The 25299-nt window shown below is 69.5% G+C and carries 23 protein-coding genes; 10 read left to right on the top strand and 13 right to left on the bottom strand.

The features are described 5' to 3' along the window. Window positions 1-205: 205 nt before the first annotated feature. From GHC57_RS11820 to dnaK, 11 genes are all read right to left on the bottom strand, one after another. Window positions 206-565: a hypothetical protein gene (locus GHC57_RS11820; RefSeq protein ID WP_153344458.1), complete on the bottom strand. Its 360-nt coding sequence runs from the start codon at window positions 563-565 to the stop codon at window positions 206-208. Next, window positions 562-1749, bottom strand: a complete 1188-nt coding sequence (locus GHC57_RS11815; protein ID WP_153344456.1) for an EAL domain-containing response regulator — start codon at window positions 1747-1749, stop codon at window positions 562-564. The genes GHC57_RS11820 and GHC57_RS11815 overlap by 4 nt, the downstream gene beginning before the upstream one ends. Then, the gene (locus tag GHC57_RS11810; RefSeq protein ID WP_153344454.1) at window positions 1746-2138 is read right to left on the bottom strand and encodes a response regulator; all 393 of its coding nucleotides are present in this window, start codon (window positions 2136-2138) and stop codon (window positions 1746-1748) included. The genes GHC57_RS11815 and GHC57_RS11810 overlap by 4 nt, the downstream gene beginning before the upstream one ends. Continuing rightward, window positions 2135-5155 carry a hybrid sensor histidine kinase/response regulator gene (locus GHC57_RS11805; RefSeq protein ID WP_211369182.1) on the bottom strand — a complete coding sequence of 1007 codons (3021 nt, stop codon included), beginning with the start codon at window positions 5153-5155 and terminating at the stop codon, window positions 2135-2137. Before GHC57_RS11805 ends, GHC57_RS11810 begins: the two co-directional genes overlap by 4 nt. A gap of 186 nt (window positions 5156-5341) precedes the next feature. Further along, on the bottom strand, window positions 5342-5809 hold the full coding sequence (locus GHC57_RS11800) for a response regulator (RefSeq protein WP_170294852.1): 468 nt from the start codon (window positions 5807-5809) through the stop codon (window positions 5342-5344). 247 nt (window positions 5810-6056) lie between these two features. Then, window positions 6057-6761: an ABC transporter ATP-binding protein gene (locus tag GHC57_RS11795; RefSeq protein ID WP_153344448.1), complete on the bottom strand. Its 705-nt coding sequence runs from the start codon at window positions 6759-6761 to the stop codon at window positions 6057-6059. Next, on the bottom strand, window positions 6758-7525 hold the full coding sequence (locus tag GHC57_RS11790) for an ABC transporter ATP-binding protein (RefSeq protein WP_153344446.1): 768 nt from the start codon (window positions 7523-7525) through the stop codon (window positions 6758-6760). The genes GHC57_RS11795 and GHC57_RS11790 overlap by 4 nt, the downstream gene beginning before the upstream one ends. Beyond that, window positions 7522-9393, bottom strand: a complete 1872-nt coding sequence (locus GHC57_RS11785) for an ABC transporter permease (RefSeq protein WP_153344444.1) — start codon at window positions 9391-9393, stop codon at window positions 7522-7524. Before GHC57_RS11785 ends, GHC57_RS11790 begins: the two co-directional genes overlap by 4 nt. A gap of 90 nt (window positions 9394-9483) precedes the next feature. Then, window positions 9484-10065: an alanine:cation symporter family protein gene (locus tag GHC57_RS11780; protein WP_153344442.1), complete on the bottom strand. Its 582-nt coding sequence runs from the start codon at window positions 10063-10065 to the stop codon at window positions 9484-9486. A gap of 221 nt (window positions 10066-10286) precedes the next feature. After that, the gene (gene dnaJ / locus GHC57_RS11775; protein ID WP_153344440.1) at window positions 10287-11432 is read right to left on the bottom strand and encodes a molecular chaperone DnaJ; all 1146 of its coding nucleotides are present in this window, start codon (window positions 11430-11432) and stop codon (window positions 10287-10289) included. Window positions 11433-11586: 154 nt separating this feature from the next. Further along, window positions 11587-13518 (bottom strand): molecular chaperone DnaK, encoded by a 1932-nt coding sequence (dnaK, locus tag GHC57_RS11770; RefSeq protein ID WP_153344438.1) that lies wholly within the window; start codon window positions 13516-13518, stop codon window positions 11587-11589. 297 nt (window positions 13519-13815) lie between these two features. Between dnaK and GHC57_RS11765 the strand changes: the two genes are divergently transcribed. From GHC57_RS11765 to GHC57_RS11750, 4 genes are read left to right on the top strand one after another with little or no spacing between them, the layout of a single operon-like run. After that, window positions 13816-14418, top strand: coding sequence for a hypothetical protein (locus tag GHC57_RS11765; protein ID WP_153344436.1), 603 nt, complete (start codon window positions 13816-13818; stop codon window positions 14416-14418). Between the two features lie 23 nt (window positions 14419-14441). Next, entirely contained in the window at window positions 14442-15011 is a 570-nt protein-coding gene (gene ddpX, locus GHC57_RS11760; RefSeq protein ID WP_153344434.1) for a D-alanyl-D-alanine dipeptidase, read from the top strand. After that, window positions 15008-15715 carry a tRNA (adenosine(37)-N6)-threonylcarbamoyltransferase complex dimerization subunit type 1 TsaB gene (tsaB, locus tag GHC57_RS11755; RefSeq protein WP_343031168.1) on the top strand — a complete coding sequence of 236 codons (708 nt, stop codon included), beginning with the start codon at window positions 15008-15010 and terminating at the stop codon, window positions 15713-15715. The genes ddpX and tsaB overlap by 4 nt, the downstream gene beginning before the upstream one ends. Then, entirely contained in the window at window positions 15712-16281 is a 570-nt protein-coding gene (locus GHC57_RS11750; protein WP_153344430.1) for a GNAT family N-acetyltransferase, read from the top strand. The genes tsaB and GHC57_RS11750 overlap by 4 nt, the downstream gene beginning before the upstream one ends. 45 nt (window positions 16282-16326) lie before the next feature. Here GHC57_RS11750 and GHC57_RS11745 read toward each other — a convergent pair whose 3' ends face one another. Next, on the bottom strand, window positions 16327-16599 hold the full coding sequence (locus GHC57_RS11745) for a sulfurtransferase TusA family protein (RefSeq protein ID WP_153344468.1): 273 nt from the start codon (window positions 16597-16599) through the stop codon (window positions 16327-16329). Window positions 16600-16795: 196 nt separating this feature from the next. Here GHC57_RS11745 and GHC57_RS11740 point away from each other — a divergent pair, with 196 nt between their 5' ends. The 5 genes from GHC57_RS11740 to GHC57_RS11720 all read left to right on the top strand — a co-directional run bounded on the left by GHC57_RS11740 (window position 16796) and on the right by GHC57_RS11720 (window position 21275). Next, window positions 16796-17203 carry a Ros/MucR family transcriptional regulator gene (locus GHC57_RS11740; RefSeq protein WP_153344428.1) on the top strand — a complete coding sequence of 136 codons (408 nt, stop codon included), beginning with the start codon at window positions 16796-16798 and terminating at the stop codon, window positions 17201-17203. Between the two features lie 233 nt (window positions 17204-17436). Continuing rightward, window positions 17437-17868 carry a Fur family transcriptional regulator gene (locus GHC57_RS11735; RefSeq protein ID WP_153344426.1) on the top strand — a complete coding sequence of 144 codons (432 nt, stop codon included), beginning with the start codon at window positions 17437-17439 and terminating at the stop codon, window positions 17866-17868. A gap of 262 nt (window positions 17869-18130) precedes the next feature. Next, window positions 18131-18940 carry a GNAT family N-acetyltransferase gene (locus GHC57_RS11730; protein ID WP_153344424.1) on the top strand — a complete coding sequence of 270 codons (810 nt, stop codon included), beginning with the start codon at window positions 18131-18133 and terminating at the stop codon, window positions 18938-18940. A gap of 65 nt (window positions 18941-19005) precedes the next feature. Continuing rightward, window positions 19006-19899 carry a lysophospholipid acyltransferase family protein gene (locus GHC57_RS11725; RefSeq protein WP_153344422.1) on the top strand — a complete coding sequence of 298 codons (894 nt, stop codon included), beginning with the start codon at window positions 19006-19008 and terminating at the stop codon, window positions 19897-19899. An 80-nt stretch (window positions 19900-19979) separates the two neighbouring features. After that, on the top strand, window positions 19980-21275 hold the full coding sequence (locus GHC57_RS11720) for a hydroxyacid-oxoacid transhydrogenase (RefSeq protein ID WP_153344420.1): 1296 nt from the start codon (window positions 19980-19982) through the stop codon (window positions 21273-21275). Between the two features lie 35 nt (window positions 21276-21310). Here the strand turns inward: GHC57_RS11720 and GHC57_RS11715 are convergent, their stop codons facing one another. Then, a complete protein-coding gene (locus tag GHC57_RS11715; protein ID WP_153344418.1) occupies window positions 21311-24676 on the bottom strand; it encodes a DEAD/DEAH box helicase in 3366 nt (1121 codons plus the stop codon). Window positions 24677-24910: 234 nt separating this feature from the next. On the opposite strand from GHC57_RS11715, the gene GHC57_RS20000 reads away from it, so the two are divergent. Further along, on the top strand, window positions 24911-25243 hold the full coding sequence (locus GHC57_RS20000; protein WP_246152281.1) for a pyruvate kinase: 333 nt from the start codon (window positions 24911-24913) through the stop codon (window positions 25241-25243). The last annotated feature ends 56 nt before the right edge of the window (window positions 25244-25299 follow it).

Genomic DNA, 25299 nt, shown 5'->3' with positions numbered 1-25299 from the left:
GTTCACGTTATGTTCTACGCCGTTTCAGGCCACCTGTCACCACATGATGTGGTCCCGGACTCAAAGGGATAAGCCTTTAATTTTAATGTGTCATCCCGAATGAGCGAAGCGAGACGAGGGATCTCGAGAGGCCCGCTCCGACAGCGAGGAACATGCCGCCATGTTAACCTGAACCCGTTGCCCTGACGCCCGGGACCGCGCCCGCTCACCCCATGGGCTGCGGCGCGCCCCGGCGAACCCGGGCGATCACATCACGCACGGCCCCGCGCACGGCGCCGGTTTCCTCCCGCAGTCCCGCACAGTCATCGCCGATCAGCTCGGCGTAATTGTCGATCGCCCCGAGGGCGTTCACCAGGTCATGACGCAGCACCCGACTGTCCGCGCGGGTCTCGCCGTTGGCATCGAGGGTGTCCGGCCCCGTGGCGTCCATCCGGGCCAGGATGTCGCGGGCGTCGGCCAGGCGGCGGACGATGACCGAGACATCCTCCGCCGCCGCGGCGTCGCCGGCGGCCCGCCGGGCGAGACGATCGACCTCGCGCGACAGGCCCTGCACCGGGTCGTTCATTCCGCCCCCACCACGCGACGCGGGTCCATCATGGTGTCCCATCGCAGCCGCCAGTCCTTGAGGGCGGCGGCATCCATGGGGCGCGCGAAGTGATAGCCCTGCCCCACATCGCAGGCCATGTCGGCCAGTTCACGGACCTCCTCCTCGGCCTCGATCCCTTCGGCGACGGTGGTGGCGCCCAGGGTCTGACCCAGGTTGACCATCAGGCGGACGATCTGGCGGGAGCGGCTGTTGCGCAGCAGGGTGGCGACGAACTGCTGGTCGATCTTGATCTCGTTGAAGGGCATCCGCTGAAGGTGCAGCAACGACGAATGGCCGGTGCCGAAATCGTCCAGCGAGATGGAGAAGCCGCGGATGCGCAGGCTGGTCAGAATGCGCTCGACCCGGTCCGGGTCCTTCAGGGCCGCCGTCTCGGTCAACTCCAGCGTGAAATCGCCGGGCCCCAGGGTGGTGCCTTTCAGGCCTTCGGTCAGCAGGTCGGACAGGCGTTCATCGGAAAAGCACAGCGCGGACATGTTGACCGCGCACCGCACCCCGGCATCCTTCCAGGCGGACGCGTCGTCGGCCGCCTGGGCCAGCACGTAGCGCAGCAGCCGCAGCGACAGGCTCTCGTCGCGCTCCACCACCGGGATGAACTGCCCGGGGGAGATCATGCCCTCCTGCGTGGGCCAGCGGATCAGGGCCTCGACTCCGCGATACTGTCCGCTGCGCAGGCAGATCTTCGGCTGGTAGTGCATCACCATCACCTTTTCGTCCAGGGCGGCCTCGATGGTGGCCGGCGTGATGCCGCACCCGTCCACCTCGAACCGGCCGAGAACCTCGCGGATGTGTTCGCCGGTCACCGGCTTCTGGATCGGCGTCAGCATCCGGATTCCCAGGCGCTCGCCGATCCGGTGGGCCGAGCGCAGCACCTCGGGATCGCAGCCGCTGATGAGCACCACGGCCGTATCGTTGGCCCGCGGGGCCAACTCGGACAGCACCGCCAACCCGTCCATATCGGGGAAGGACAGGTCCAGGAACAGCAGGTGCGGCGCGAACGAGTCCATCGCCGGAATCCCCCGTTCCGGGCCTTCCACCGCCAGGGGAACCCAGCCGGTTCGGGCACAGGCCCGCAGAAAGAACGAACGGAACGCAACATCGTCGTCGATGGTCATCACCTTCAGGCCCTGCCGCGCCGCAGTCATGTGCCAAGCCCCTTTTCCATGGTCTCTTCGGGTATCCAGGCGCGGATGCGCGCCAACAGGTCCGCCAGGTTCACAGGTTTGGGTGCGAAATCCACGCACCCGACCCCCAGCGCCGCCTTCTGATCCTCCAGCATGGCGTGGGCGGTCAGCGCGATGACGGGAATGTCCGCGCAGGCGGGATCGGTCTTGATGCGCCGCGTGGCCTCCAGGCCGTCGAAGTCGGGCAGACCGATATCCATCAGGATGAGGTGAGGGAGGGTTTCGGTCGCAAGCCGCACCGCCTCGGTGCCGCTCGCGGCCACCGAGACCGTAAACCCGCGCCGGGCCAGCAGCCGTTGGAGCGCGCGGGCGTTGTCGGCGTTGTCCTCCACCAGAAGAAGGGACGTCATGAAGTCGGCTCCGTTTCAGAGGCCACGAGGATCCCGCCGGGCGGGCGGATGAGCCGGTCCGGCGCGGTGGCCGGCTGCGCGGATCGCAGCGTCGCCAGCACCTGTTCGGCCAGGTTCTCCAGGTCGAATTCCCCCTTGCGCATGACCACGACACATTGGCTCTGCAGCCACAGCCAGTCCTCGCGGTCCAGGTCCAGCGCCGTGACCACGGCGATGGGCAGGTCCTTGAGGGCCGGGCTCTGCTTGACGGCCCGGATGATCTGCATGCCGCTGACATCGGGCAGGCCCAGGTCAAGGATCAGGATCGACGGGCGCACGCGCGCGAGAAACGTCAGGGCATCGGCGCCGTTGTCCAGCTTGACGGCGGCCAGACCGAAATGATTGACGGCCCGCCCGATGGCGCCCAGCAGGGCCAGATCGTCTTCCACGATCAGCACCGCGCAGTCCGAGCCCTCGCACAGGTCCGCCGCGACCTCGACCGGCATCTTCTGCTCCAGCGCCAGTTCGATCGGACACCGCAGCGCCGTGGCGGAGAAGTCGGCCACCGTGACCGCGGGCCTGTCGCGCAAGACCCCGCGGCGCGGCCCACCATTGCAGCCCGGGCGTCCCGGGCAATCGGTCTTGGTGCAGGATTTGCCGTCGTCCTCGCAGCCGGGCGCCGGCACGGGCGGCGGCACCTCCGGGCTCGGATCCGGCGCGGGGGCCCCGGCGTGCGTGCCCTCCGGGTCCGGATCGGGCGCCGCATCACCGTCGTCCGGCAGAGGAACCACGATCTCGAACGTGGTGCCGACGCCCGGCGCGCTTTCCACCGTGATCGTGCCGCCCATCATCTCGACGAAGCGCTGGGTCAGCGCCAGCCCGACACCGGACCCGCCATGGGCTCCATGAACGTAACTGTTGGCCTGCTCGAACATGCGGAACACCCGCGCCACCTCTTCGGGTTCCATGCCCTGGCCCGTGTCCTGGACGCGCAGGGTCAGCGCCCCCGGCGCGCGCCGCATCGCGAAGGTGATCGTTCCGGACCGGGTGAACTTGGCGGCGTTGGAGACCAGGTTCAGCACGCACTGCCGCAGGCGCACCCGATCCAGGGTCACCTTGGCCGGCAAGCCCTCCGTCTCGATCCGGAAGGTGTTGCCCTGCTTGCGGGCGAGCGTCTCGGCGATGACCTCCAGATCCTCGACGAAGTCGTCCAGGTCCATTGCGGCGGGCACCAGTTCCAGGCGCCCCGACTCGATTCGCGCCAGATCGAGAATGCCGTTGATGAGGTCCAGCAGATGCTCGGCCGCCCGCTGGATCAGTCGCGAATCCTCCTGCAACTCCGCGTCGTCGGTCTCCTCGGCCCGGTCGGCGATCATCTCGGCGTGCAGCGTCACCGCATTCAGCGGCGTGCGCAGTTCGTGGCTCATGTTGGCCAGGAAGCGCGACTTGGCGGCGCTCTCGGACAGGGCGAGATCCAGCGCGGCCTCGCTGGTCATGTCGCGCAGGATGACCAGGAAGCGGCGCCGGAACGGCTGGCCCAGATCGCTGATCCCGAGCGCGGCGGGGAAGCTGGTGCCGTCGCGACGCACGGCCCGCACGGCGCGATAGCGGCCGGGTTCGTCGGCCATGGTCTCCGGACCGTCCGCCTGCGAGAGGTCGTCGGTCAGGGTTCCGGCGTCGTCCGGCGCCAGCAGGGCCGACCAGCGCCGGCCGATGACATCCTGTAGACGCCAGCCGAACGTCTGCTCGGCGGCGCGGTTGAAGCCCTCGATCACCCCCTGGTCGGTGGAGATGATCATGGCGTCGGCGGCGGTATCGAACACCCGCTGGCTTTCCTCCCGCGCCGTGCGGGCGGTGCGCATCTGGGTTTCCGCGCGCATGGTCATGCCGTGCAGGCCGCGGGCGAGCGCGCCCAGTTCGTCCCGCCGGTCCAGCATGTGGAGACCAGGGGCCGGACCCGGCCCGCCCACCTGATAGGCGCGGATCTCGCTCAGCAGGCGTCGCATGGGCGTGACCAGAAGCCGGCCGACCCCCAGGAACAGCACCACGCCGCCCGCCAGCAGGCCCGCCAGAAGCCAGATCAGCCGCGTGTCGCCCAACCCGGCGGCGGCCGGGAGGACGCCCGGGCCCGGCAGCGAGACGGCCAGGATCAGCGCCCGATCCGGGTCCGGCGTCAGGGAAACCCGGCGAAGGTGCACGATCCGGTCGGCCGTGCCCGGCGGCGTCACGATGGCGCCCCGCGCGGCCGCCTCGCCCCGTGGCGGGTCCAAACCGAGAACGTCGGTCAGACTGGTGCCGCGCCCGGTCTCGAAATCGAACGCCAGCGACTCGTCCGGATGGGCGATCACGAATCCCTCGCTGTTGAACAGCATGGTCCCCGCGATATCGCCGAGCAGGGCCTCCAGCCCGAACGTCAGGGAGTGAAACGACACGTTCAGCACGATCAGGAGAAGCGGCCCACCATCGGGGCCGGGCGCCACCGTCCCGAACCGGATCGTGGGCCGGTGCGGCTGTTCGATCCGCCCGTTTTCGCGATTGAGGTTGACATCGGAAACGTACAGGGTGCCCGGCGCCAAGCCCGCCAGATCGCGCACGTAGTCCCGGTTCGCCTTGTTCTGCAGCGGGCCGGGCGCGACCAGGCCGAACTCGCCGGTGCTTTCCACCCGGACCAGCTCGTCGCCCGTCCGGGCGTCGATCACGCGGGCCTGATAGATGGCCGGGCGGGTGGGCACGAAATCCAGCAGCAGGCGTTCCATCCGCTCCGCGAACCGTCGGTCATCGTGGTCCGCCCCGGTCACCATGGCGGTGCGCAGGTTCTTGAGCGGCTTGCTGTTGGCGAGGTAGCGCAGGTCGCGCGCGATGGCGGCGACGAAATCCTGGATGAACCCGGACGCGGCCAGTCCGGCGCCCTGCAGGCGCTCGCTGGCGACCGCCCGATGCTCCGAATAGGCCTGACGATGCACCAGGACACCCAGCACGGACAGCATGACGAGGGAATACGCGACAAAGACCAGCGCGACCTTCGCCCCGAGCGACATGTGCCGGAAGACCTGGAGTCTGGGCAGAGATAAGGACATGCTCTTGCTCCAAGGGCGGCTTCTCCGCCCGTTGAGCCGGATCGGTCCGGTGCAGGACGGGGCTCCCTCCGCGTCCTGCCGCACCGTGGCCGGTGAACGGCCCCCCCGATACCCCCGTGTCCGTCGAGTGTTCGCGATCCTCCCCGATCAGCCGGCCGCCCGGCCCACTTTCGCGCCGAGCAGATCCGGCGGCATCACCATCGGCAACGTCCGCCACGTCTGTTGGGTGGAATGCCTTGGGGGACGCCGCCCCGCCAGCAGACGCTCCGCCAGGCCCCGCATCGCGGACAACCGGAAGGGCTTGGCCAGCACCGCATCGGCGCCGGCGCGCCGCGCGATGTCCAGGCCCACACCGATCGGCCGGCCCTTGCCGGACATGGCGATGACGGGCCTCGCCCGCCCGGCGCGCTTGCCGGCGGCAATCACCTCCAGGCCGGACCGGCCGGGCATTTCAAGATCGGTCAGGATCAGGTCGAACGAGTCGCCTTGATCCAGGCGGGCCAGCGCGATCGCGCCGTCGGCCGCCTCGGTCACGTCGTGGCCGGCCCTGTGCAGGGCCCGCGCCAGTACGGCCCGAAGATCGCCGTCATCTTCCACCACCAGAACGGAGGCCATCCCCATCGCTCCCTTTTCAGACTAAAGGCCAAGCGGTCAACCCAGGGACGAACATACCAACGGGCTGGGCAGACTCCAAGGGCGAAATACGACCATGAAGGATCAGGGAAAACTAAATACTCGCGATATATGATGTCATTCTGACGACCCTCTTTGAGTGCGCCCCCATTGCTCCGGCGCGTTATCCTGTCTCCTCTGGCACCTTGACCCTCAAAATGACCCGTCCGGCGCGTGCGAAACTTGATGATTACACGGCCAGGTGCTGCGCGCTGATCTCCGGGTTGGCGTCCAAGTCGGCGAAGGTGCCGGCGAATCGCACGCGGCCGCCTTCGATGATCGTCGCCCGGTCGGAGATCAGGCGCGCGAAGTGCAGGTTCTGCTCCGACAGGATCAGGGTCAGGCCCTGACGCTTCATCTCGATCAGGGCCTGGGCCATCTGCTCGACGATCCGGGGCGCCAGCCCCTCCGACGGTTCGTCCAGCAGGACCAGCGAGGGATTGCCCATGAGCGTGCGGGCGATGGTCAGCATCTGCTGCTCGCCGCCGGACATGTGGCCGCCCTGCCGCTTGCGCAGTTCGGCCAGATTCGGGAACAGCTCGTAGAGCATCTCCGGCGTCCAGTGGGGCACGCCCGGGCGCGGCGGCTGGGCGCCGACCATCAGGTTTTCCTCGACCGTCAGGCCGGTGAAGATGCGCCGGTCCTCGGGCACGTAGCCCAGGCCGCGCCGCACGATCTCGTGCGCGGGCCGGCCCTGGATGGGCTCGCCGTCGAAGGTGACGGCGCCGGTCACGGACGGCACCAGCCCGATGAGGCTGGCGAAGGTGGTGGTCTTGCCGGCCCCGTTGCGGCCCAGCAGGGCCACGACCGTGCCGCGTTCGACTCCGAGCGTCACATCGAAAAGAATATGGGCGCGCCCGTACCATGCGTTCAGGTCCCGCACCTCCAGCATCATGCCGACGCCTCCGCCCCATAGAGCGCGCCCGAGCCCAGATAGATCTGCTGCACTTCGGCGTTGGCGCGCACCTCCGACGGCGTGCCCTCGGCCACCAGCCGGCCCCGGTCCAGCACCATGACGCGGTCGGCATGGCCGAACACCACGTCCATGTCGTGTTCCGTGAACAGCACGCTCACCCCCTTGTCGCGCACGATGTCGGCCGTCAGCCGCATGAGCTGGACCCGCTCCTGCGGGGCCATACCGGCGGTGGGCTCGTCCATCAAGAGGACCCGCGGCTCATTGGCCAGCGCCACCGCCAGCTCCAGGCGTTTCAGGTCGCCATAGGCCAGGGTGCCGCAGGCCCGCGCCGCCTGATCGGCCATGCCCACCAGATCGAGCAGCGCCATGGCCTCGTCCCGGTACAGCGCGCCCGCGTAGGGAATCAGGGCGCGCAGCCGCCGGTGATGGGACAGCAGCGCGACCTGCACGTTCTCCATCACCGTCATCGACCCGAACGTGGCCGTGATCTGGAACGTGCGGCCCACACCCAGACGCCAGACGGCGCGGGGCGGCGTCCCCGTGATGTCGCGCCCGAACAGGCGGATGGTCCCCACGTCCGGCCGGATCTGGCCGTTGAGCATGTTGAAGCAGGTGCTCTTGCCCGCCCCGTTGGGGCCGATCAGGGCCAGCAACTCGGTCTCGCCCAGGGTGAAGGAAACCTCGTCCACGGCGCGCACACCACCGAAGGACTTGCACAGGGTATCCACCTGGAGGGCCGTCATGAGCGGGCCTCCCAGCCGCGCCCGGTGGCGGCCCGCAGCCGGGGCGCCACCCGCGCCTGCCAGAAGCCGGCGATGCCCTCGGGGAAGGCCACCACCAGCACCACGATCAGGCCACCCAGGATGAGTTGCCAGTACTCCACCTGGCTGGTCATGTAGATGGACAGCGCCTTGTAGGCCACCGCCCCCACGATCGGGCCGGCCACGGTCTGGATGCCGCCCAGCAGCACCATCACCAGCCCGTCCACCGATGTGGCGATGGAGATAACATCCGGAAACACGCTGCCCTTGAGGTAGGCATAGAGCGTGCCGCCCACCCCCGCGAACGCGCCCGCCAGCGCGAAGCACATCCATTGCACCCGGCGGCGGTCGAGGCCGATCGCCTCGGCCCGGGTGGTGCTGTCGCGGCAGGCTCGCACGGCGTAGCCGAAGGGCGAGAAGATGACGCGCCGGATCGCCACCAGACCGGCCACGCACAGCACCAGCACGATGTAGTAGTAGACCTTGGGATCCGAGGCCCAACGCGCCGGCCAGATGCCCAGAATGCCGTTGTCGCCGCCGGTGACGTCGTACCACTGGAAGATGATCGACCAGACGATCTGCGCGAAGGCCAGCGTCAGCATGGCCAGATAGACGCCGGACAGCCTCACGATGAACCAGCCGAACAGGATCGCCCCGGCCAGCGCCAGCAGCGGCCCCAGCAGAATCCCCAGTTCCATGGGCACGCCCAGAAACCGGACCAGCAGCGCGGCCCCGTACGCGCCCAACCCGAAATAGGCCGCGTGGCCGAAGCTGACCATGCCCCCCACGCCCATCATCAGGTGCAGGCTGGCGGCGAACAGGGCGAAGATGAGCAACTCCATGGTCACGATGACCAGATAGGGGCCGGCGACCAGCGGCAGCGCCGCCAGCGCCGCCACCAGCAGACCGGACACGGCGAGCGAGACCGGCCCCATGCGCCGCAGCGGCTCGATCGCCTGCCCGATGGAAGCCCGCGCCTCGGCGTCCGGCTTGCCCAGCAGACCCCAGGGACGCACCACCAGCACGACCGCCATGACCAGGAACATCAGGACCAGGCTGATCTTGGGGAACAGCAGGATGCCGAAGGCGTTCAGTTCGGCGATCAGCACGGCGGCCAGGAACGCCCCGAGCACGTTGCCCAGGCCGCCGACGACGACGATGACGAACACCTCGACGATGATTTGCAGATCAAGCGCGTGGTGCACCGCCTCGCGCGGGATCTGCAGCGCGCCGCCCAGCGCGGCCAGGAAGATGCCCAGCGTGAACACCGAGGTGAACAGCCACTTCTGATTCACGCCCAGCGCCGCCACCATGGTGCGGTCCTGCGTGGCCGCCCGCACCAGCACGCCCCAGCGGGTGCGGTGGAACAGCAGCCACAGGCCCAGCAGCACCAGCGGCCCCATGGCGATGACGAGCAGGTCATAGGTGGGGAACAACTGCCCCATGATGGGGATGGCGCCTTCCAGGCCGGGGGCGCGCGGCCCCAGCAGGTCCTCGGGGCCCCAGATCATCACCACCAGATCCTCGACCATCAGCGTGATGCCGAAGGTCGCCAGCAACTGGAACAGTTCCGGGGCGGCATAGATGCGGCGCAGCACCGTCATCTCGACCACGGCCCCGATCGCGGCCACGACCAGCGCCGACAGCGGCAGCGCCAGCCAGAAGCCGAACGGCTGCGGGATGGTCGTCGCCAGCGTGTAGGCGATGTACGCACCCAGCATGTAGAACGCGCCGTGGGCGAAGTTCACGATGCGGGTGACGCCGAAGATGATGGACAGGCCGCTCGCCACCAGGAACAGCGACGAGGCACTGGCCAGCCCGTTCAGGAACTGCGCAACCAGGAAATCCAAGGCGGCACCCTCACCTTCTGCAGGCACCCGACCCGAGGGCGCGGAGGACGGAACCGGACCGGCCGATCCGCCCCCCGCCCGTCGGGTCGATCAGCGCGACGGCGTCCACGCGGTCCGGTCGATGTCCAGGTCCGCGAAATCATCGGGGTTGAAGACCGGATGTTCGCGCCCCTCCGCCAACTGATGGCGATAGTCCTTCAGCAGGCGCATGCCCACCGGGAACAGCATGGTCAGCGCCACCAGGTTGACCAGCGCGAGCACGCCCATCAGCGGATCGGAGAAGAAGAACACCGCCGTCGCCCCCGGCGCGGTCGCGCCCAGAAACACGACGCCCACGATCGCCAGCCGCATGACATGGCGCATCATCCGGCTTTCCGTGAACACGGTCAGCGCGTTTTCGCCCAGGGTGATGGCCACCGCCACACCGGCGATGTTGCCGCCGCCGACACGGCCGCCGACGCTGACCAGCAGGGCCTCGCGCGAACTCACCCGGTTGGGGCCGACGCCCGTTTCGGGCTTGTAGAGCACGCGGAACATGCGCCCGAAGAACTGGAACTGCACCAGCTTCGAGATCAGCGTGAAGAAGACCCCGAGCACAACGAGGAACGGGATCAGCGACCACCCCCAGGTCAGGTCGCTGATGCGTCCGAAAATGCCTTCGATGAACTCCATGCGGTGCCCCCCTGCCGGTTCAAGGCCCGACCGCCCACGGTCGGCCGCCCGGATCGCTGGGCACAACCAGACCATCGGTTCGCAAGGATGGCAAGAAAACTGTGGCACCCGGTCGGACATTCGGGGGCGGTCCGGCCATGGGGCGCAGGGGACATGCGCGAAGGGCCGCGACACGCCGGTCGCGGCCCTGATCCTTGATCCCTTTGCCGTGCCTGATCGGCCTACTCCGTCAGGTCCTCGAAGAACTCCTTGACCTTCTTGAAGAAGCCGTGGCTTTCGGGACTGGTGGAGTGATCGCCGCTTTCCTTGGCGAACTCCTCAAGAAGCTCCTTCTGCCGCTTGTTCAGGTTCATGGGGGTCTCGACCACGGCCTGAATGAACATGTCGCCGCGCGCGCTGGAGCGCAGCACGCTCATGCCCTTGCCGCGCAGGCGGAACTGGTTGCCCGTCTGGGTGCCGGCGGGGATCGTGACCTTGGCGCGGCCACCGTCGATGGACGGCACCTCGATGGACCCGCCCAGCGCCGCCGTGGTCATCGGAATGGGCACGCGGCACTGGATGTTGGCGCCGTCGCGCTGGAACAGACGGTGCGGAGCCACGGACAGGAATATGTACAGGTCCCCCGGCGGTCCGCCGCGCAGGCCGGCCTCGCCCTCGCCCGCCAGACGGATGCGGGTGCCGTCCTCGACCCCGGCGGGGATGGTGACCTCCAGGGTTTTATCCCGACGCACGCGCCCGGCCCCGCCGCAATCGCCGCAGGGATCGGCAATCACCTTGCCCTGGCCGTGACAGGCCGGGCAGGTCCGCTCGATGGTGAAAAAGCCCTGCTGGGCGCGCACCCGGCCCACGCCGCCGCAGGTGGAGCACGCCTTGGGCTGGGTGCCGGCCTTGGCGCCGTTGCCGTCGCAGGTCTCGCAGGTGACGGAGGTGGGCACCTGGATCGCGGATTTCTTGCCCGCGAACGCCTCCTCCAGCGAGATTTCCATGTTGTAGCGCAGGTCGGCGCCCCGGGTGTTGGCCCGGCCGCCGCCGCCGCGCCGGCCGCCGCCGCCCATGAATTCGCCGAACATTTCCTCGAAGATGTCGGCGAAGCCGCCGGCGCCCGAGAAGCCCTGGAACCCGCCGGCTCCGCCGCCGCCGCCCTCGAACGCGGCGTGGCCGAAGCGGTCGTAGGCGGCCCGCTTCTGGTCGTCCTTCAGGACCTCATAGGCTTCGTTGAGCTCCTTGAACTTCTGTTCGGCGTCCGTGTCGTCCGGATTTCGGTCCGGGTGATACTTCATCGCGAGCTTGCGATACGCCCGCTTCAGATCGTCGGCCCCGGCCGACTTCTCGACGCCAAGGACGTCATAGTAATCCCGCTTGCTCATGGCTTCTGGCCCCTCCGGCGCGCTGTGCGTCGTCCCTGGCATGCGCCGGCCCGCGAGCGACCCGGGCGCATCCTTCGTTCGCGACGGCAACGGGCCGCCATCCGGTCGCGCGGCGGCGCTGCGAATGGCGGCCCGAAGCGTCGGTCAGACGGGCCTATTTCTTCTTGGCGTCGTCCACTTCCTCGAAGTCGGCATCAACGACCCCGTCGTCGGCCTTGCCCGCGCCGCCGGCGGCGGCCGCGCCGCCCGCGTCACCGGCCTCGCCGCCGGCCGCCGCTTCCTGCTGGGCCTTGTACATGGCCTCGCCCAGCTTCATGGCGGACTGCTGCAGGGCGTCGGTCTTGGCCTTGATGTCGTCCACGTCCTCGCCCTGCATGGCCTCGCGCAGGGCCGCAAGATCGGACTCGATCTTGGCCTTGTCCTCCGCCGGGATGCCGTCGCCGTGCTCGCTCAGCGTCTTCTCGGTGGTGTGGACCAGCCCGTCGGCCTGGTTGTGCGCATCCACCAGTTCGCGGCGCTTCTTGTCGGCCTCGGCGTTCTGCTCGGCCTCCTTGACCATGCGCTCGATGTCGTCGTCGGACAGGCCGCCGGACGCCTGGATGCGGATGGTCTGCTCCTTGCCGGTCGCCTTGTCCTTGGCCGAGACATTGACGATGCCGTTGGGGTCGATGTCGAACGTCACCTCGACCTGCGGCACGCCGCGCGGGGCCGGCGGAATGCCGACCAGATCGAACTGACCCAGCAGCTTGTTGTCGGCCGCCATCTCGCGCTCGCCCTGGAAGACGCGGATGGTCACCGCGTTCTGATTGTCCTCGGCGGTCGAGAAGACCTGGCTCTTGCGGGTCGGGATGGTGGTGTTGCGGTCGATCAGGCGCGTGAACACGCCGCCCAGGGTCTCGATGCCCAGCGACAGCGGGGTGACGTCGAGCAGCAGCACGTCCTTGACGTCGCCCTTCAGCACGCCGCCCTGGATGGCGGCGCCGATGGCGACCACCTCGTCCGGGTTCACGCCCTTGTGCGGGTCGCGGCCGAAGAACTCCTTCACGACCTGCTGCACCTTGGGCATGCGGGTCATGCCGCCCACCAGGATGACCTCGTCGATCTCGCTGGCCTTCAGCCCGGCGTCGGCCAGGGCCTTCTTGCAGGGCTCGACGGTGCGCTGGACCAGATCGTCCACCAGGGCTTCCAGCTTGGCGCGGGTCAGCTTGATGTTCAGGTGCTTCGGGCCGCTCTGGTCGGCGGTGATGAACGGCAGGTTCACCTCGGTCTGCATGGCCGAGGACAGCTCGATCTTGGCCTTCTCGGCGGCTTCCTTCAGGCGCTGCAGCGCGAGCCGGTCCTGGCGCAGGTCGATGCCCTGCTCCTTCTTGAACTCGGTCGCGAGGTATTCGATGACGCGGGCGTCGAAGTCCTCGCCGCCCAGGAAGGTGTCGCCGTTGGTGGACTTCACCTCGAACACGCCGTCGCCGATCTCCAGCACCGACACGTCGAAGGTGCCGCCGCCCAGGTCGTAGACCGCGATGGTGCCCGTGTGCTTCTTGTCCAGGCCATAGGCCAGCGCGGCCGCGGTCGGCTCGTTGATGATGCGCAGCACCTCAAGGCCGGCGATCTTGCCGGCGTCCTTGGTGGCCTGACGCTGGCTGTCGTTGAAGTAGGCCGGCACAGTGATGACCGCCTGGGTGACCGGCTCGCCGAGATGGGCCTCGGCGGTTTCCTTCATCTTGCCCAGGATGAACGCGGACACCTGGCTGGGGGCGTAGTTCTCGCCCTGGGCCTCGACCCAGGCATCGCCGTTGTCGCCCTTCACGATCTTGTAGGGGACCAGGCCCTTGTCCTTCTCCACCGTCGGATCGCTGTAGCGGCGCCCGATCAGGCGCTTGATGGCGAACAGCGTATTCTCGGGGTTGGTCACGGCCTGACGCTTGGCCGGCTGGCCGACGAGGCGCTCGCCGCTGTCCGAAAACGCCACCATCGACGGGGTGGTGCGGGCGCCCTCGGCGTTCTCGATGACGCGGGCGTCCTTGCCGTCCATGACCGCGACGCACGAGTTGGTCGTGCCGAGGTCGATTCCGATCACCTTGCTCATAGGTCAGTCTCCATTCTGGCGAAACGCGGCGGCCCCATCAGGCACCGCGGCGAGTCCCGGGAGGGGATGTGGGTCTGCGTTTTGAGGTTCAAGATCCCGATCCCGGCGGGCCGGGGGACGGGCGAATTGGCCGCTATATAAGAACCGGGTCCGGACGCCGCAACAGAAACTGCACACGCCCGAGCCCGCCGGCGCGCTTGCCCGCGCTTGACGGTGTGCGACCCCCGGACGATGCTTCCGCAGAGCAGCCGGCCGTCCCGGGCCGCTGCCCCCGGTCACGCCCATGGGAGGCCCCACATGGTTCACAGGACCCGCAGTGCTTCGCCCTTCGCCACCCTGGCCGCCGCCGGCACCCTGGCCGTGGCCGTCTCCATCGGTCTGCCCGCGCCGGCCCACGCCGACGAGATCGAGGACTCCATCACCGCCGCGCTGGACGCCTACCGCGCCGGCGACGTCGATCTGGCCAAGGAGGAACTGGACTTCGCCGCCCAGCTTCTGGCGCAGATGAAGGCCGAGGGCCTCGCCGGGTTCCTGCCGCCCGCCATGTCCGGGTGGACGCGCGAGGACGGCGAGACCCAGGCCATGGGCGCCGCCATGATGGGCGGCGGCCAGACCGCCGGCGCGACCTATACCCGCGGCAGCGACACGGTGGACATCCAGCTTGTGGCCGACAACCCGATGATCGCCGCCATGGGCGCCATGTTCGCCAACCCCGCCGCCATGGGCGCCATGGGCTCCATCAAGCGCATCGGCCGCGAAAAGGTCATCGTCACCAACGATGGGGAGCTTCAGGCGCTGGTGAACAACCGAATCCTGGTGCAGGTCTCGGGCTCGGCCTCGGTGGAGGACAAGACGGCCTATTTCGAGGCGATGGACATCGCCGGCCTGAAGGATTTCTAGGAGAACGCGCCACGTCATCCGCCATGCTGATCGAGATCACGCCGGAGTCCTACGATCTGGAGTTGGACCTCCGCTACGCCACCGCCGACAACATCACGGGCCGCCCGATCTATGGCCGGGCGGCCTGCTACCTGCACCCGGACGCCGCCGCGCTGCTGGCGCGCGCGGTGGCGCTGGCGCGGCCGCTGGGGCTGCGGTTGCGGGTGTTCGACGCCTTCCGCCCGGCCGAGGCGCAATGGAAATTGTGGGAGGCCAGCCCCGATCCCGCGTTCCTGGCCGATCCGCGCCGGGGCTCGCCGCATTCCATGGGCGCGGCCGTGGACCTGACGCTGGTCGATGCCCTGTCGGGCGAACCGCTGGAGATGGGCACGGGCTTCGATGCCATGGTGCCGGAGTCCCATCACGGCGACCTGCATGTCTCGGTCGAGGCGCAGCGCAACCGCGCCCTGCTGCTGGGCCTGATGACGGCGGCGGACTGGGACTTCTACCGAAATGAATGGTGGCATTACCAGGTGTTCCGGCCGCGCGGCCGCTATCCGGTGCTGACGGACGCCGCCGCCGGCACCCGCATGATGCCGGGCGCCACCCCGTGAGCGCGCCGGGCGATGGGCCTGTTCTCGCGCTGGACACCGCGGCGGGGGCCTGCAGCGTCTGCCTGTGGCGGGCCGGGACCGTTCTCGCCGAGGAGACCCAGGCCATGGCGCACGGCCACGCCGAGGCCCTGGCCCCCATGGTGGACCGGGTGGCGCGGGCCGCCGGGGTCGGTCTCGCGGAACTGGGCGCGGTCGCGGTGACGGTCGGTCCCGGCAGCTTCACCGGGCTGCGCGTGGGCCTGGCCTTCGCGCGCGGGCTGGGGCTCGCGGTGGGCTGCCCGGTGCTGGGCGCGACCACCACGGCGGTTCTGGCCGCCATGGCGCGCGCCCCGTCGGAGTCCTCAGGAGTGCCGATCGCCGTGGTCCTCGATGCCCGGCGGGCCGAGGTCTACCTTCAGGTCTTCAACGCGGACGGAACGCCGCGCGGCGCGCCCGTCTCGGTGGCGCCGGAGGCCGTCGCGGACCGGCTCCCGGACGGGCCGGGCCGAATCACGGGCGACGGCTCGGCCCTGCTGCCCCGGCCCCTGCCGCCGGAGTGGGTCGAGGCCCCCGACCCCGCGCGCCCGCCCGCGCCCGCCATACTGGCCGCGCTGGTCTCGGCCCCCGGCGCGGAGACCGTGCCGCCCCGACCGCTCTACATCCGGCCGCCGGACGCCACCCTGCCCCCGCCCAACGCCCGGGCGCCGGCCTCGGGTCCCGCATGACCCCGGCCTTACGCGCGGCCCCGCGCCCCCGCCTCCAGCCCGCCACGCCGGCCCATGCGGCCGTGCTGGCGGCGCTGCACGCCGTCTGCTTCCGGGATCAGCCCTGGCATCGCCCCTGGCGCCCGGACGAGATGGCGGACGTGCTCGCCCTGCCCGGCGTGCGGGGCTGGCTGGCGCTGGCCCCGGACCCCCCCCCGGCCGATGGCGACACGGAGGCGACGGACATGGACACCCCGGTGGGCCTGCTGCTGGTTCAGGCCGTCGGCTTCGACGCGGATATTCTGACCCTGGGCGTGCTGCCGGGCGGCTGGCGGCGGCACGGTCTGGCGCGGGCTCTGGTCCAGGAAGGGGAAAAGACCCTTGACGTGGCGGGGGTCGAGCGTGTTCATCTTGAAGTTGCCGAGCGCAATATCGCCGCGCAGACGTTCTACGCTCGGTTGGGGTACTCTCAGGTCGGCCGCAGACCCCGGTACTACCATGACGAAAACGGCGTCTCACAGGACGCGATCACCATGTGCCGGAGTCTGTCACAGAGCCACCCCGCCGCGAACGAACCCCGGCCCTGATTGCAACCGCAGGGATCCAGTTTCGTTGAATTCATTGCCGTGAACTCAACCCCATGCGTTTTCGGTCTTCCTCAAGACGAGCCGATGAATACCTTCCGAGCCCTGGCCCGGCTCCGCTTCCAGGGAAATGATCTCGTGGCCATGCTCCAGAATGGAGCGGGGCACATTCTTCAGCGGTTCCAGACCCCTAAGACGAACCGTCGCGACCTCGCCACACTGCATTCGCTCAACAAGCAGCTTCGTTTTAACAAAGGTAAAGGGGCAGACATCACCCGTGATGTCAATTTCATGGTCCGTGACGGGACCCTCATTTCTCATTGACCGTGTCAAACCTCGTCTCCTCACCTTTCTCAACACTTGCCGAGCTTGATTTTGCGCCTTATAATTGGCGTCCAACGAATCGTACTACGCCCCAACGAAACAGGCACAGAACCCCTGCCCCGCCCATTCTCCCTGGATATCGTCACCAGGGCTGCCCTCGCCAACTCTCGTCACATCAAGAAAGGCTGCGTTTATGTCCGCGTCAGATGCAGACAAGGAAGTTCTTCGCTTGACCGCTCAGATCGTTGCCGCGCACGTCGGCAACAATTCTGTGGCGGTCGCCGACCTCAACACGCTGATCCAGGACGTGCATCGCAGCCTTTCCGGGATCGGCAAGGCGCAACAGCAGCCGGAGACGCCCCAGCCCGCCGTCCCCATCAAGAAATCGGTCCAGCCCGATTACATCGTCTGCCTGGAGGACGGCAAACATCTGAAGATGCTCAAGCGGCATCTCAAGACCGCCTACGACATGACGCCCGAGGAATACCGGGAACGCTGGGGCCTGCCGGCGGACTATCCGATGGTGGCGCCGAACTACGCCAAGCACCGCAGCGCCCTGGCGAAGAAGATCGGACTGGGCACCCGCGCGCGACGGCAATAGCGGTCGGTCGCCGCCTGCGCCGACCACCCGGTCATCAGCCGCCGGGCTCCCCTCCGCCCCGGTTCCCTTGTCCCGGGGCGGTCCGTTTTTGTTGACACGATGCGCCGCAAGGGCCATCTGTCGGCGCGCGGGTCAAGCCCGGCCCGCGCCCGCGGGCGCATGCCTTTCCTTTTTGGGCCCGCGCCCCTAAGATATCCGTTCTCACTGTTCCACCCATCGAGCTGTGCCCGCCCATGACATCCCGTATCGAGCAACGGTGCATCGACAAGGGCATGAAGATGACGGGGCAGCGGCGTGTCATTGCCCGGGTCCTGTCGGAGGCGGAGGATCACCCCGACGTGGAAGAGGTCTATCGTCGCGCCACCGCGATCGACCCGCGCATCAGCATCGCCACGGTTTACCGCACCGTCCGCCTGTTCGAGGAGAACGACATCCTTGAACGGCACGACTTCCGGGATGGTCGCGCCCGCTACGAGGAGGTCTCCGACGATCACCACGATCACCTGATCGACCTGGAAACCGGGCGCGTGATCGAGTTCCGCAACACGGACATCGAACGCCTCCAGGAAGAGATCGCACGGACCCTGGGGTACGAGTTGAAGGGGCACCGGCTGGAACTGTACGGCCTGGCCCTGAAGGATGGAACGTCCGATGACGGCACCTGACGCGTGCGGACGGTCCGCCAGCGCACCTGCCGCCGGGTCGCGCGGCCGCCCGGTCGGCGCGCATGGTGACGGTCCGTGACCCGTCATGGTCTTGAAACAGGGAACCCTGCTCCGGCATCATCCCGCCACCGTGACGGTGCGCGGCCCGGACCCGGGCATGGAACGGACGGCCGCACGATGACGGCCGGCAGCGCACAGGCCCGGACCACGAACCGGGCCCTGCCCGGCAGGGGTCGGGGCAGGCTTTCAGGCAAGGAGTGACATGGGCTCTCTCGGTGATTTGCGCGCGGGCGACCTGGACGTCGTGCTGGCCGATTCGGAGGACGAGATCCACGCCGCACAGGCGTTGCGATACCGCATCTTCTACAATGAGCGCGGCGCACGCCCGTCGTCCGAGACGGCGGCCTGCCAACGCGACTTCGATTCCTTCGACGACATCGCCGATCACCTGCTGGTGATCGACCATTCGCTGGGTGACGGACCGGAGCGGGTGGTCGGCACCTATCGGCTGATGCGGCGCGAGCACGCGGCCCGGGCCGGCCGGTTCTATTCGGCGGCCGAGTACGACATCTCGGCCATCGTGGACCAGCCGTGCGAGGTCATGGAGCTGGGCCGGTCGTGCGTGGACATGCGCTACCGCAACCGCCATACCATGCAGCAACTGTGGCGCGGCATCGCGGCCTATGTGTTCCGCCACGACGTGGGCCTGATGTTCGGCTGCGCCAGCCTGCTCGGCAACGATCTGACCGAACACGCCGCGGCGCTCAGCTACCTGCATCACAATCACCTGGCGCCGGTGGAGATGCGCCCCGTGGTGCTGCCGCAGTTCTACCAGACCATGAACCTGGTGCCGGCCGAAACGCTGGACGCCCGCCGCGTGCTGGCCAGCCTGCCACCGCTCATCAAGGGCTATCTGCGCCTGGGCGGGTATGTGGGAGACGGCGCCTACGTGGACGAACAGTTCAACACCACGGATGTCTGCGTCATCGTGAAGACCGACCTGGTGGCGGAAAAGTACTTCCGGCACTATGACCGCACCGCTCGCTCGGTCCCCACCGGCGCGCCCCTCTAGGGCCTGTTGACATGAGGGGCGCGGTCACGGCGGGCCGGCCGTGTCGAGCCTCGCAGAGGACGCCCATGCCCGGCATCGCCTCCCCCATCCGCGCCGTGTGGCGCTTGTCGCTGTTCTTCCTGTGGACCCTCGTGGTGGTGCCGCCCTACGCCGCCCTTCTGGGGCTGCGGCTGCCCTCGCGCCCGGTCGCGCGGCTGTACTGGGCCGGCACCGCCGCCATCATCGGGCTGTCCGTCCGCGTGATCCGGGGCAAGGTCACCCGGCGGCGGCCCCTGCTGATCGTGTCCAACCACACGTCTTATCTGGATATTGTCGTATTGGGCTCGCTGATCGACGCCGGCTTCGTGGCCAAGTCCGAGGTGGGCACCTGGCCCGGGTTCGGCCTGATCGCGCGCCTGGGCCGCACCGTGTTCGTCGAGCGCAAGCGGGCCAGCACCGGCAAGGGCCGCGACGACATCGCCCGCCGCCTCGCCGAGGGCGAGCCGCTGATCCTGTTCCCCGAAGGCACCAGCAACGACGGCAACCGCGTGCTGCCGTTCAAGAGCGCGCTGCTGGCCGTGGCGGAACCGCCCCGCAAGCGCGGTGTGCCCAAGACCGCCGACACGCCCCACGCCGCCCCCTCGATGGTCGTCCAGCCCGTCTCGCTGGCCTATACCCGCGTGGACGGCCTGCCCATCGGCTACGGCCTGCGGTCGTTCTATGCGTGGTACGGCGACATGAGCCTGGCCGGCCACCTGTTCGCGGTGCTCGCCCTGGGCAACGCCACCGCCGAAGTGATCTTCCACGAGCCGGTGGACCTCGCCACCCTGGGATCACGCAAGGCCGTCGCCCGGCACTGCCATCAGGTGGTGTCGGCGGGTGTCGGCGAAATGCTCTCCGGGCACGCGCCACCCCCGCCGGCTCTGCCGGACCCGGCGCCGGACGAGACCCCGGACAAGGCGGCACTCGCCCGCTCTTGACCGCGTCCAGGCCGGGTCCCCCAAAACAACATGCGACCCAAACAAACAACGGGTCGACTCAGAACGGGAGGATTCGCACCATGGCCGGACTGGCGCCCGACACGCCCGAACACATCTTCACCGTGGAGACCGTGCCCCTGAAGTACGGGCACGGCGCCCTGCGCGAGCTGGGCCACGACATCAAGGCCCTGAACGCCCGGCGCGTGGCGCTGTTCACCGACCGCCACCTCGCCGACAGCGAGCACGTGGCCATCGCCCGCGAGGCCATCCGGGGCGCGGGCCTGGACGTGGTGGTCTATGACGCCGTCGCGGTCGAGCCCACCGACGCCTCGTTCCGCGACGCCGCCGCCTTCGCCGTGGACGGCAATTTCGACGGCTTCGTGTCCGTGGGCGGCGGCTCCGTCATGGACACCTGCAAGGCCGCCAACCTGTACGCCACCTGGCCGGACGACTTCCTGGCCTACGTCAACGCACCCATGGGCCAGGGCAAGCCCGTGCCCGGCCCCTTGAAGCCGCATCTGGCCTGCCCCACCACCTGCGGCACCGGCAGCGAGATGACGGCGGCCGCGATCTTCGACTTCGTGTCGGAAAACGTGAAGACCGGCATTTCCCACCGCGCCCTGAAGCCCACCCGGGCGGTGGTCGATCCCACCACGACCTACACCCTGCCGGTGGGCGTGGTCTGCTCGACGGGCCTGGACGTGCTGACCCACGCCATCGAGAGCTGGACCGCGCGCGACTTCCGCACCCGCGACTATCCGGCCGACCCGGGCAGCCGGCCGCCCTATCAGGGCTCCAACCCGTGGTCGGACATCGGGTCGATGAAGGCCATCGAGCTGGGTGGGCGCTACCTGGAACGGGCCTACGCCGACCCCTCGGACCACGAGGCGCGGGACTGGCTGATGTTCGCCTCGACCCTGGCCGGCATGGCCTTCGGCAACGCGGGCGTCCACATCCCGCACGCCATGAGCTACGCCGTGGCCGGGCAGAACCACCGCTTCGTCGCCACCGGCTATGAGACTGAAAAGCCCATGGTGCCGCACGGCATTTCCGTGGTGGTCAACGCCCCCGCCGCCTTCCGCTTCACCGCCTCGGCCAACCCCGAGCGCCACCTGGAGGCGGCGCGCGGCCTGGGCGCCGACGTGCGCAACCTGGGGCCGGAGCACGCCGGGGAGGCCCTGGCCGACCGGCTGGCGGCGATCATGCGCAACACCGGCTGCCCCAACGGCATCGGCGACCTGGGCTACACCGAGGCGGACGTGCCGTCCCTGGTCAAGGGCGCGTACCAGCAGAAGCGCCTGCTGGTGCAGGCGCCGCGCGCACCCGACGAGGCCGACCTCGCCGCCATCTTCCGGGACGCGCTGCGGTACTGGTGATCCGGCCGGTGACGCGCGCCACCGGCCGCCCGGCCTTACGCATCGCCCAGCAGGAACTCCACGTCGTCCTCGCTGATGTCGAACGGCGTGGCGCCGTCGGGATCGTACAGGCCGTCGGCCAGGGCCTGCTTGCGGTCCTTGAGCGTCTGCATCTTCACCTCGATGCTGTCCTCGGCGATGAGGCGGTGGACGAACACCGCCTTGTCCTGGCCGATCCGGTGCGCCCGGTCGGTGGCCTGCTGCTCCACGGCCGGGTTCCACCACGGATCGTAGTGAATCACCGTGTCGGCGGCGGTCAGGTTCAGCCCGGTGCCGCCCGCCTTCAGGCTGATGAGGAACAGCGGCATGTCGCCGGTCTGGAACCGCTGGACCACCGCGGTGCGGTCCCGGGTCTTGCCGGTGAGCATCACATAGGGCAGGCCGGCGCGGGTGACCGCCGCCTCGATCAGGTCCAGCATGCTGGTGAACTGCGAGAACAGCAGCACCCGCCGGCCCTCGGCGACCAGCTCGGGCAGCATCTCCATCAGCCGGTCCAGCTTGGCCGAGCCGGCGGCCGCCACCCGGCCTCGGCCGGCGCGCGCGGCCTGCCGCGCCCCCGCCACCAGACGCGGATCGCAGCACACCTGCCGCAGGCGGAGCAGCGCCTCCAGCAGCTCGATGCGGCTGCGCGCCAGGCCCTTGCGGGCGATGGCCTCGCGCACCTTGCCGTGCATGGCCAGCCGGATCGCCTCGTAGACGGCGCGCTGCCCGGCCTCCAGCGTCACATGCTCGACGATGTCGGTGCGCGGCGGCAGGTCGGCCAGCACGTCCCCCTTGGTCCGGCGCAGCAGGAACGGCCGCAGCCGCCGCGACAGGCGCGCCTGCCGGTCCGCATCGCCGTGCTTCTCGATCGGCGTGCGCCACTGTTTGGTGAAGGTCTTGCGGTCCCCCAGCAGGCCGGGGGCGACCGCGTCATAGAGCGCCCACAGCTCGCCGAGATTGTTCTCCACCGGCGTGCCGGTCAGCGCTAGGCGGTGGCGCGCGGTCAGGCGGCGCAGGGTCTTCGCGGCCGTGGTGCGGGGGTTCTTGACCGTCTGGGCCTCGTCCAGGATCAGCAGGTGCCAATCCTGGCCGGCCAGCACCTCGGCGTCGTGACTGAGCAGCGGATAAGTGCTGAACACCAGATCGTGTTCGGCCAGCCGCCCGAAGTCGGCCTTGCGGTCCGGGCCCTGCAGCACGAGCGTCTTCAGGTGGGGCGCGAACTGCGCCGCCTCGGCCCGCCAGTTGCCCATCAGGCTGGTGGGCGCAATCACCAGCGACGGGCGGTCCAGCCTCCCCTCGGCCTTCTCCACGGACAGGTGGGCCAGCGCCTGCACCGTCTTGCCCAGCCCCATGTCGTCGGCCAGGATGCCGCCCAGCCCGACCTCGCGCAGCATCTGCATCCAGGCCACGCCGGCCGCCTGATAGGGCCGCAGCGTGCCCGTGAACACGGACGGCAGCGTGACGGGGGGCGGCGTGCCGTGAGCCTCGCGCAGACGGCGGCCCAGCGCGCGCACCTGATCGCCGCCCCGGAAGGCGACGCCGCCTTCGGACACCGCGTCCTCGAACGCCGTCAGGTCGGCCATGTCCAGGGCCGAGAGGCGCGCGCCCTCGGCCGGATGGGTATCCGTGCCCAGCAGGTCCACCAACGCGCGCAGAATGGGCCTCAGGCGGTCGAACGGCACCTGCAGGAAGCGGCCGTCGGGGATCCTGAAGGTCGAGGACGTGCCGTCGGTGTCCGCATCCTCCAGCAGGTCCTCCAGGATCTCCGCCGGGATCCCGTTCAGCATGTCCAGCAGGGCCGGCAGCAGATCAACCCGCTCGCCGTCCACCACCACGCCCAGGCTGAGGTCGAACCAGTCCATTCCAGATCCGGGTCCCGACCCCTCGCCGGCCTCGGTCAACCCGGCCTCGAAATCGCCGTCGATCATGACCGGACGCAGCGGGAAGTCCTCGGCCACCTCCACCATCCAGCCGGTCTCGCGCAGGCGGGGCACATCGTCCAGCAGCACGCGCAGCCAGGCCGTGTCCAGGTCCTCCTCCGGGATCAGGGTCAGGTCCTCGCGGTGCTCCGGCGGCACCAGGACATCTTTGCGGGCGGCCGCGCGGGTGAAGCCGAGCGCCGACAGCGTGCGCAGGGCCTCGCGCTCCCGGGTCCGGGACCGGACGATCCGCGCCAGCCCGTCCCCGTCGCGCCGGGTGACGGTCGCTTCGACCGTCGTGGGGGTGATGTCGTGGCCGGCGTAGCGGAACCACGGGCGGACCAGCCGCAGGGTCTCGCGCTCCTGCGCCCCTCGGAAGCGCATCCAATAGGGATCGCGGCGCATGTCGCGGCCGAAGATGCGCAGGCAGGGTACGGGGGCCTCGTCGATGATCCGGGGCGGTGGCAGGGGCCGGGGCAGCACGTCCGGCGCGGCCTCGGTGACGCCCGCGCCCAGCACCGACGCCAGCCGGTCGCGCACCGGCGCGATCTGATCCGGGCTCAGCGCCGGGGCCTTCAGCAGCGCCCCCAGCGAACGCGGCGCCAGGGGCAGCGTCAGCGGGCAGGCCACCACCCGGTCGGAGTCGTCGGGATCGGCGAAGATCGCCCACGGCGGCGCCACGGGAAGGACGGCAAGGGCGGGCGCGGTGGTGTCTGCGGTCACGGGGTCTACGGCGGGGCGCTGGCGGCCGTCGTCCTCCACGGCCCATGTCACGCGTCCGGGGCGGGGTTCGCCGCGGACCACGACGGGGCCGGCCACGGCTTCCCAGCGGACGCGCCCGGTCTCAAGCATGGCCTCGATCAGGGCCGCGCCCTCCTCGCCGGTCAGGGATCGGCTGGCCGACCCGCCGTAGCCGGTGTGGCGGACGAGCCGATCCAGGATGCGCCGGTCGGAGGGCCGCAGGAACTTGGCGCCGCCCTTGCTGCCGTGGACGTTGGTCGGGTCGTAGGCGTTGGAGACGTCGGACAGGCTGCCGTCCTTCAGCAGGCGGACGGAGAGCAGCCGCACCTGGGCTTCGCGCCGCCCCATGGGCCACACATGCAGGGACAAAGCATAGATCAGGCGATGCCGGACGGACTCCGGATACTCTTCGGAGTCCGACGCGCCGGCTGACTCCAGGGCCCGCAGCCAGTCGTGCACCGCCGCGGGCAGGGCGGCCGGATCGTCCCCGGCCGGGTCGGGGGACCGCGCGGGGACCGGGGTCCGCGGGCGCGATGGCCCGTCCCCGTCCGGCAGGCGCAGCGCGTCCTCGTCACGGGCCTGCAGGAGCAGCGCAACGCCGTGCTTGCACTTCAGCCCGACCGGACAGGAACACTCGGTCGTCACCGTCACCATGCCGTGCCGATCCAGGCCGAACCGGGCCTCGGTCCGGTACGGCTGCGGGCGACTGCCGGCAACCATGCCTTCCACATGGGTCCCGTCCGCCGCGGTCCGCACCACCGTCGCCCGGCCCGCGCGATGGAGTTTCTCGCCGCGCTGCCATGTCACGGTTCCGAACGCCAGTTGAAGCAGGTGGAGCGGCGGTGTGGTCACAGGGCCCCCAGAGCATCCATTCCATGCGTGGGGGTGCGTCCCCCACGGGGAGTGTGCGCGATCCGCCACCACGTTGTGAAGCCGGTTGCCGCCGGCGAGCGGATGGCCCGGGGCGATCCGGGCGTGGACGTGGGGTTCTCCCGCCTCTCGGAGGGTCAGGAGGAGATCCTCTGGTTGTGCGAGGCGGCCCATATCGCCGTGGTCTGGGCCACCGAGGTGCTGGCGCAACGGGTCAAGGGCGGCGTGGCGAGCCGGGGCGAGTTCACGGACGCCGCCCTTGGGGCCCGCGCCGAGTGCGTCATGCTGAACAGGGGCCCCTTCGTCGCCGAAGGGGTGCGCCCCCTGGCCGACGGTCTGAACCGAGCCGAGCGCCACCTGGACAAGAAAACCCCTCAACTCGCCCGCCTTCAGGCTTGGCAGGCGCCCCTCGCGTGAGACCGACGAGCCGCGCCGCCCGCCGAATCCGGGGCGGCGCCGGTCGGTATACGGTG

Origin of the sequence: Roseospira navarrensis, assembly GCF_009601025.1 — a bacterium.
Lineage (GTDB): Bacteria > Pseudomonadota > Alphaproteobacteria > Rhodospirillales > Rhodospirillaceae > Rhodospira > Rhodospira navarrensis.
This window is presented reverse-complemented; position numbering and strand designations above follow the sequence as displayed.

Bases quoted from the DNA above. Each gene is read 5' to 3' on its own strand.
- GHC57_RS11820 (WP_153344458.1), bottom strand. From the start codon at position 565: ATGAACGACCCGGTGCAGGGCCTGTCGCGCGAGGTCGATCGTCTCGCC.
- GHC57_RS11815 (WP_153344456.1), bottom strand. From the start codon at position 1,749: ATGACTGCGGCGCGGCAGGGCCTGAAGGTGATGACCATCGACGACGAT.
- GHC57_RS11810 (WP_153344454.1), bottom strand. From the start codon at position 2,138: ATGACGTCCCTTCTTCTGGTGGAGGACAACGCCGACAACGCCCGCGCG.
- GHC57_RS11805 (WP_211369182.1), bottom strand. From the start codon at position 5,155: ATGTCGCTCGGGGCGAAGGTCGCGCTGGTCTTTGTCGCGTATTCCCTC.
- GHC57_RS11800 (WP_170294852.1), bottom strand. From the start codon at position 5,809: ATGGCCTCCGTTCTGGTGGTGGAAGATGACGGCGATCTTCGGGCCGTA.
- GHC57_RS11795 (WP_153344448.1), bottom strand. From the start codon at position 6,761: ATGATGCTGGAGGTGCGGGACCTGAACGCATGGTACGGGCGCGCCCAT.
- GHC57_RS11790 (WP_153344446.1), bottom strand. From the start codon at position 7,525: ATGACGGCCCTCCAGGTGGATACCCTGTGCAAGTCCTTCGGTGGTGTG.
- GHC57_RS11780 (WP_153344442.1), bottom strand. From the start codon at position 10,065: ATGGAGTTCATCGAAGGCATTTTCGGACGCATCAGCGACCTGACCTGG.
- dnaJ (WP_153344440.1), bottom strand. From the start codon at position 11,432: ATGAGCAAGCGGGATTACTATGACGTCCTTGGCGTCGAGAAGTCGGCC.
- dnaK (WP_153344438.1), bottom strand. From the start codon at position 13,518: ATGAGCAAGGTGATCGGAATCGACCTCGGCACGACCAACTCGTGCGTC.
- GHC57_RS11765 (WP_153344436.1), top strand. From the start codon at position 13,816: ATGGTTCACAGGACCCGCAGTGCTTCGCCCTTCGCCACCCTGGCCGCC.
- ddpX (WP_153344434.1), top strand. From the start codon at position 14,442: ATGCTGATCGAGATCACGCCGGAGTCCTACGATCTGGAGTTGGACCTC.
- GHC57_RS11750 (WP_153344430.1), top strand. From the start codon at position 15,712: ATGACCCCGGCCTTACGCGCGGCCCCGCGCCCCCGCCTCCAGCCCGCC.
- GHC57_RS11745 (WP_153344468.1), bottom strand. From the start codon at position 16,599: ATGAGAAATGAGGGTCCCGTCACGGACCATGAAATTGACATCACGGGT.
- GHC57_RS11740 (WP_153344428.1), top strand. From the start codon at position 16,796: ATGTCCGCGTCAGATGCAGACAAGGAAGTTCTTCGCTTGACCGCTCAG.
- GHC57_RS11735 (WP_153344426.1), top strand. From the start codon at position 17,437: ATGACATCCCGTATCGAGCAACGGTGCATCGACAAGGGCATGAAGATG.
- GHC57_RS11730 (WP_153344424.1), top strand. From the start codon at position 18,131: ATGGGCTCTCTCGGTGATTTGCGCGCGGGCGACCTGGACGTCGTGCTG.
- GHC57_RS11725 (WP_153344422.1), top strand. From the start codon at position 19,006: ATGCCCGGCATCGCCTCCCCCATCCGCGCCGTGTGGCGCTTGTCGCTG.
- GHC57_RS11720 (WP_153344420.1), top strand. From the start codon at position 19,980: ATGGCCGGACTGGCGCCCGACACGCCCGAACACATCTTCACCGTGGAG.
- GHC57_RS11715 (WP_153344418.1), bottom strand. From the start codon at position 24,676: ATGGTTGCCGGCAGTCGCCCGCAGCCGTACCGGACCGAGGCCCGGTTC.
- GHC57_RS20000 (WP_246152281.1), top strand. From the start codon at position 24,911: ATGGCCCGGGGCGATCCGGGCGTGGACGTGGGGTTCTCCCGCCTCTCG.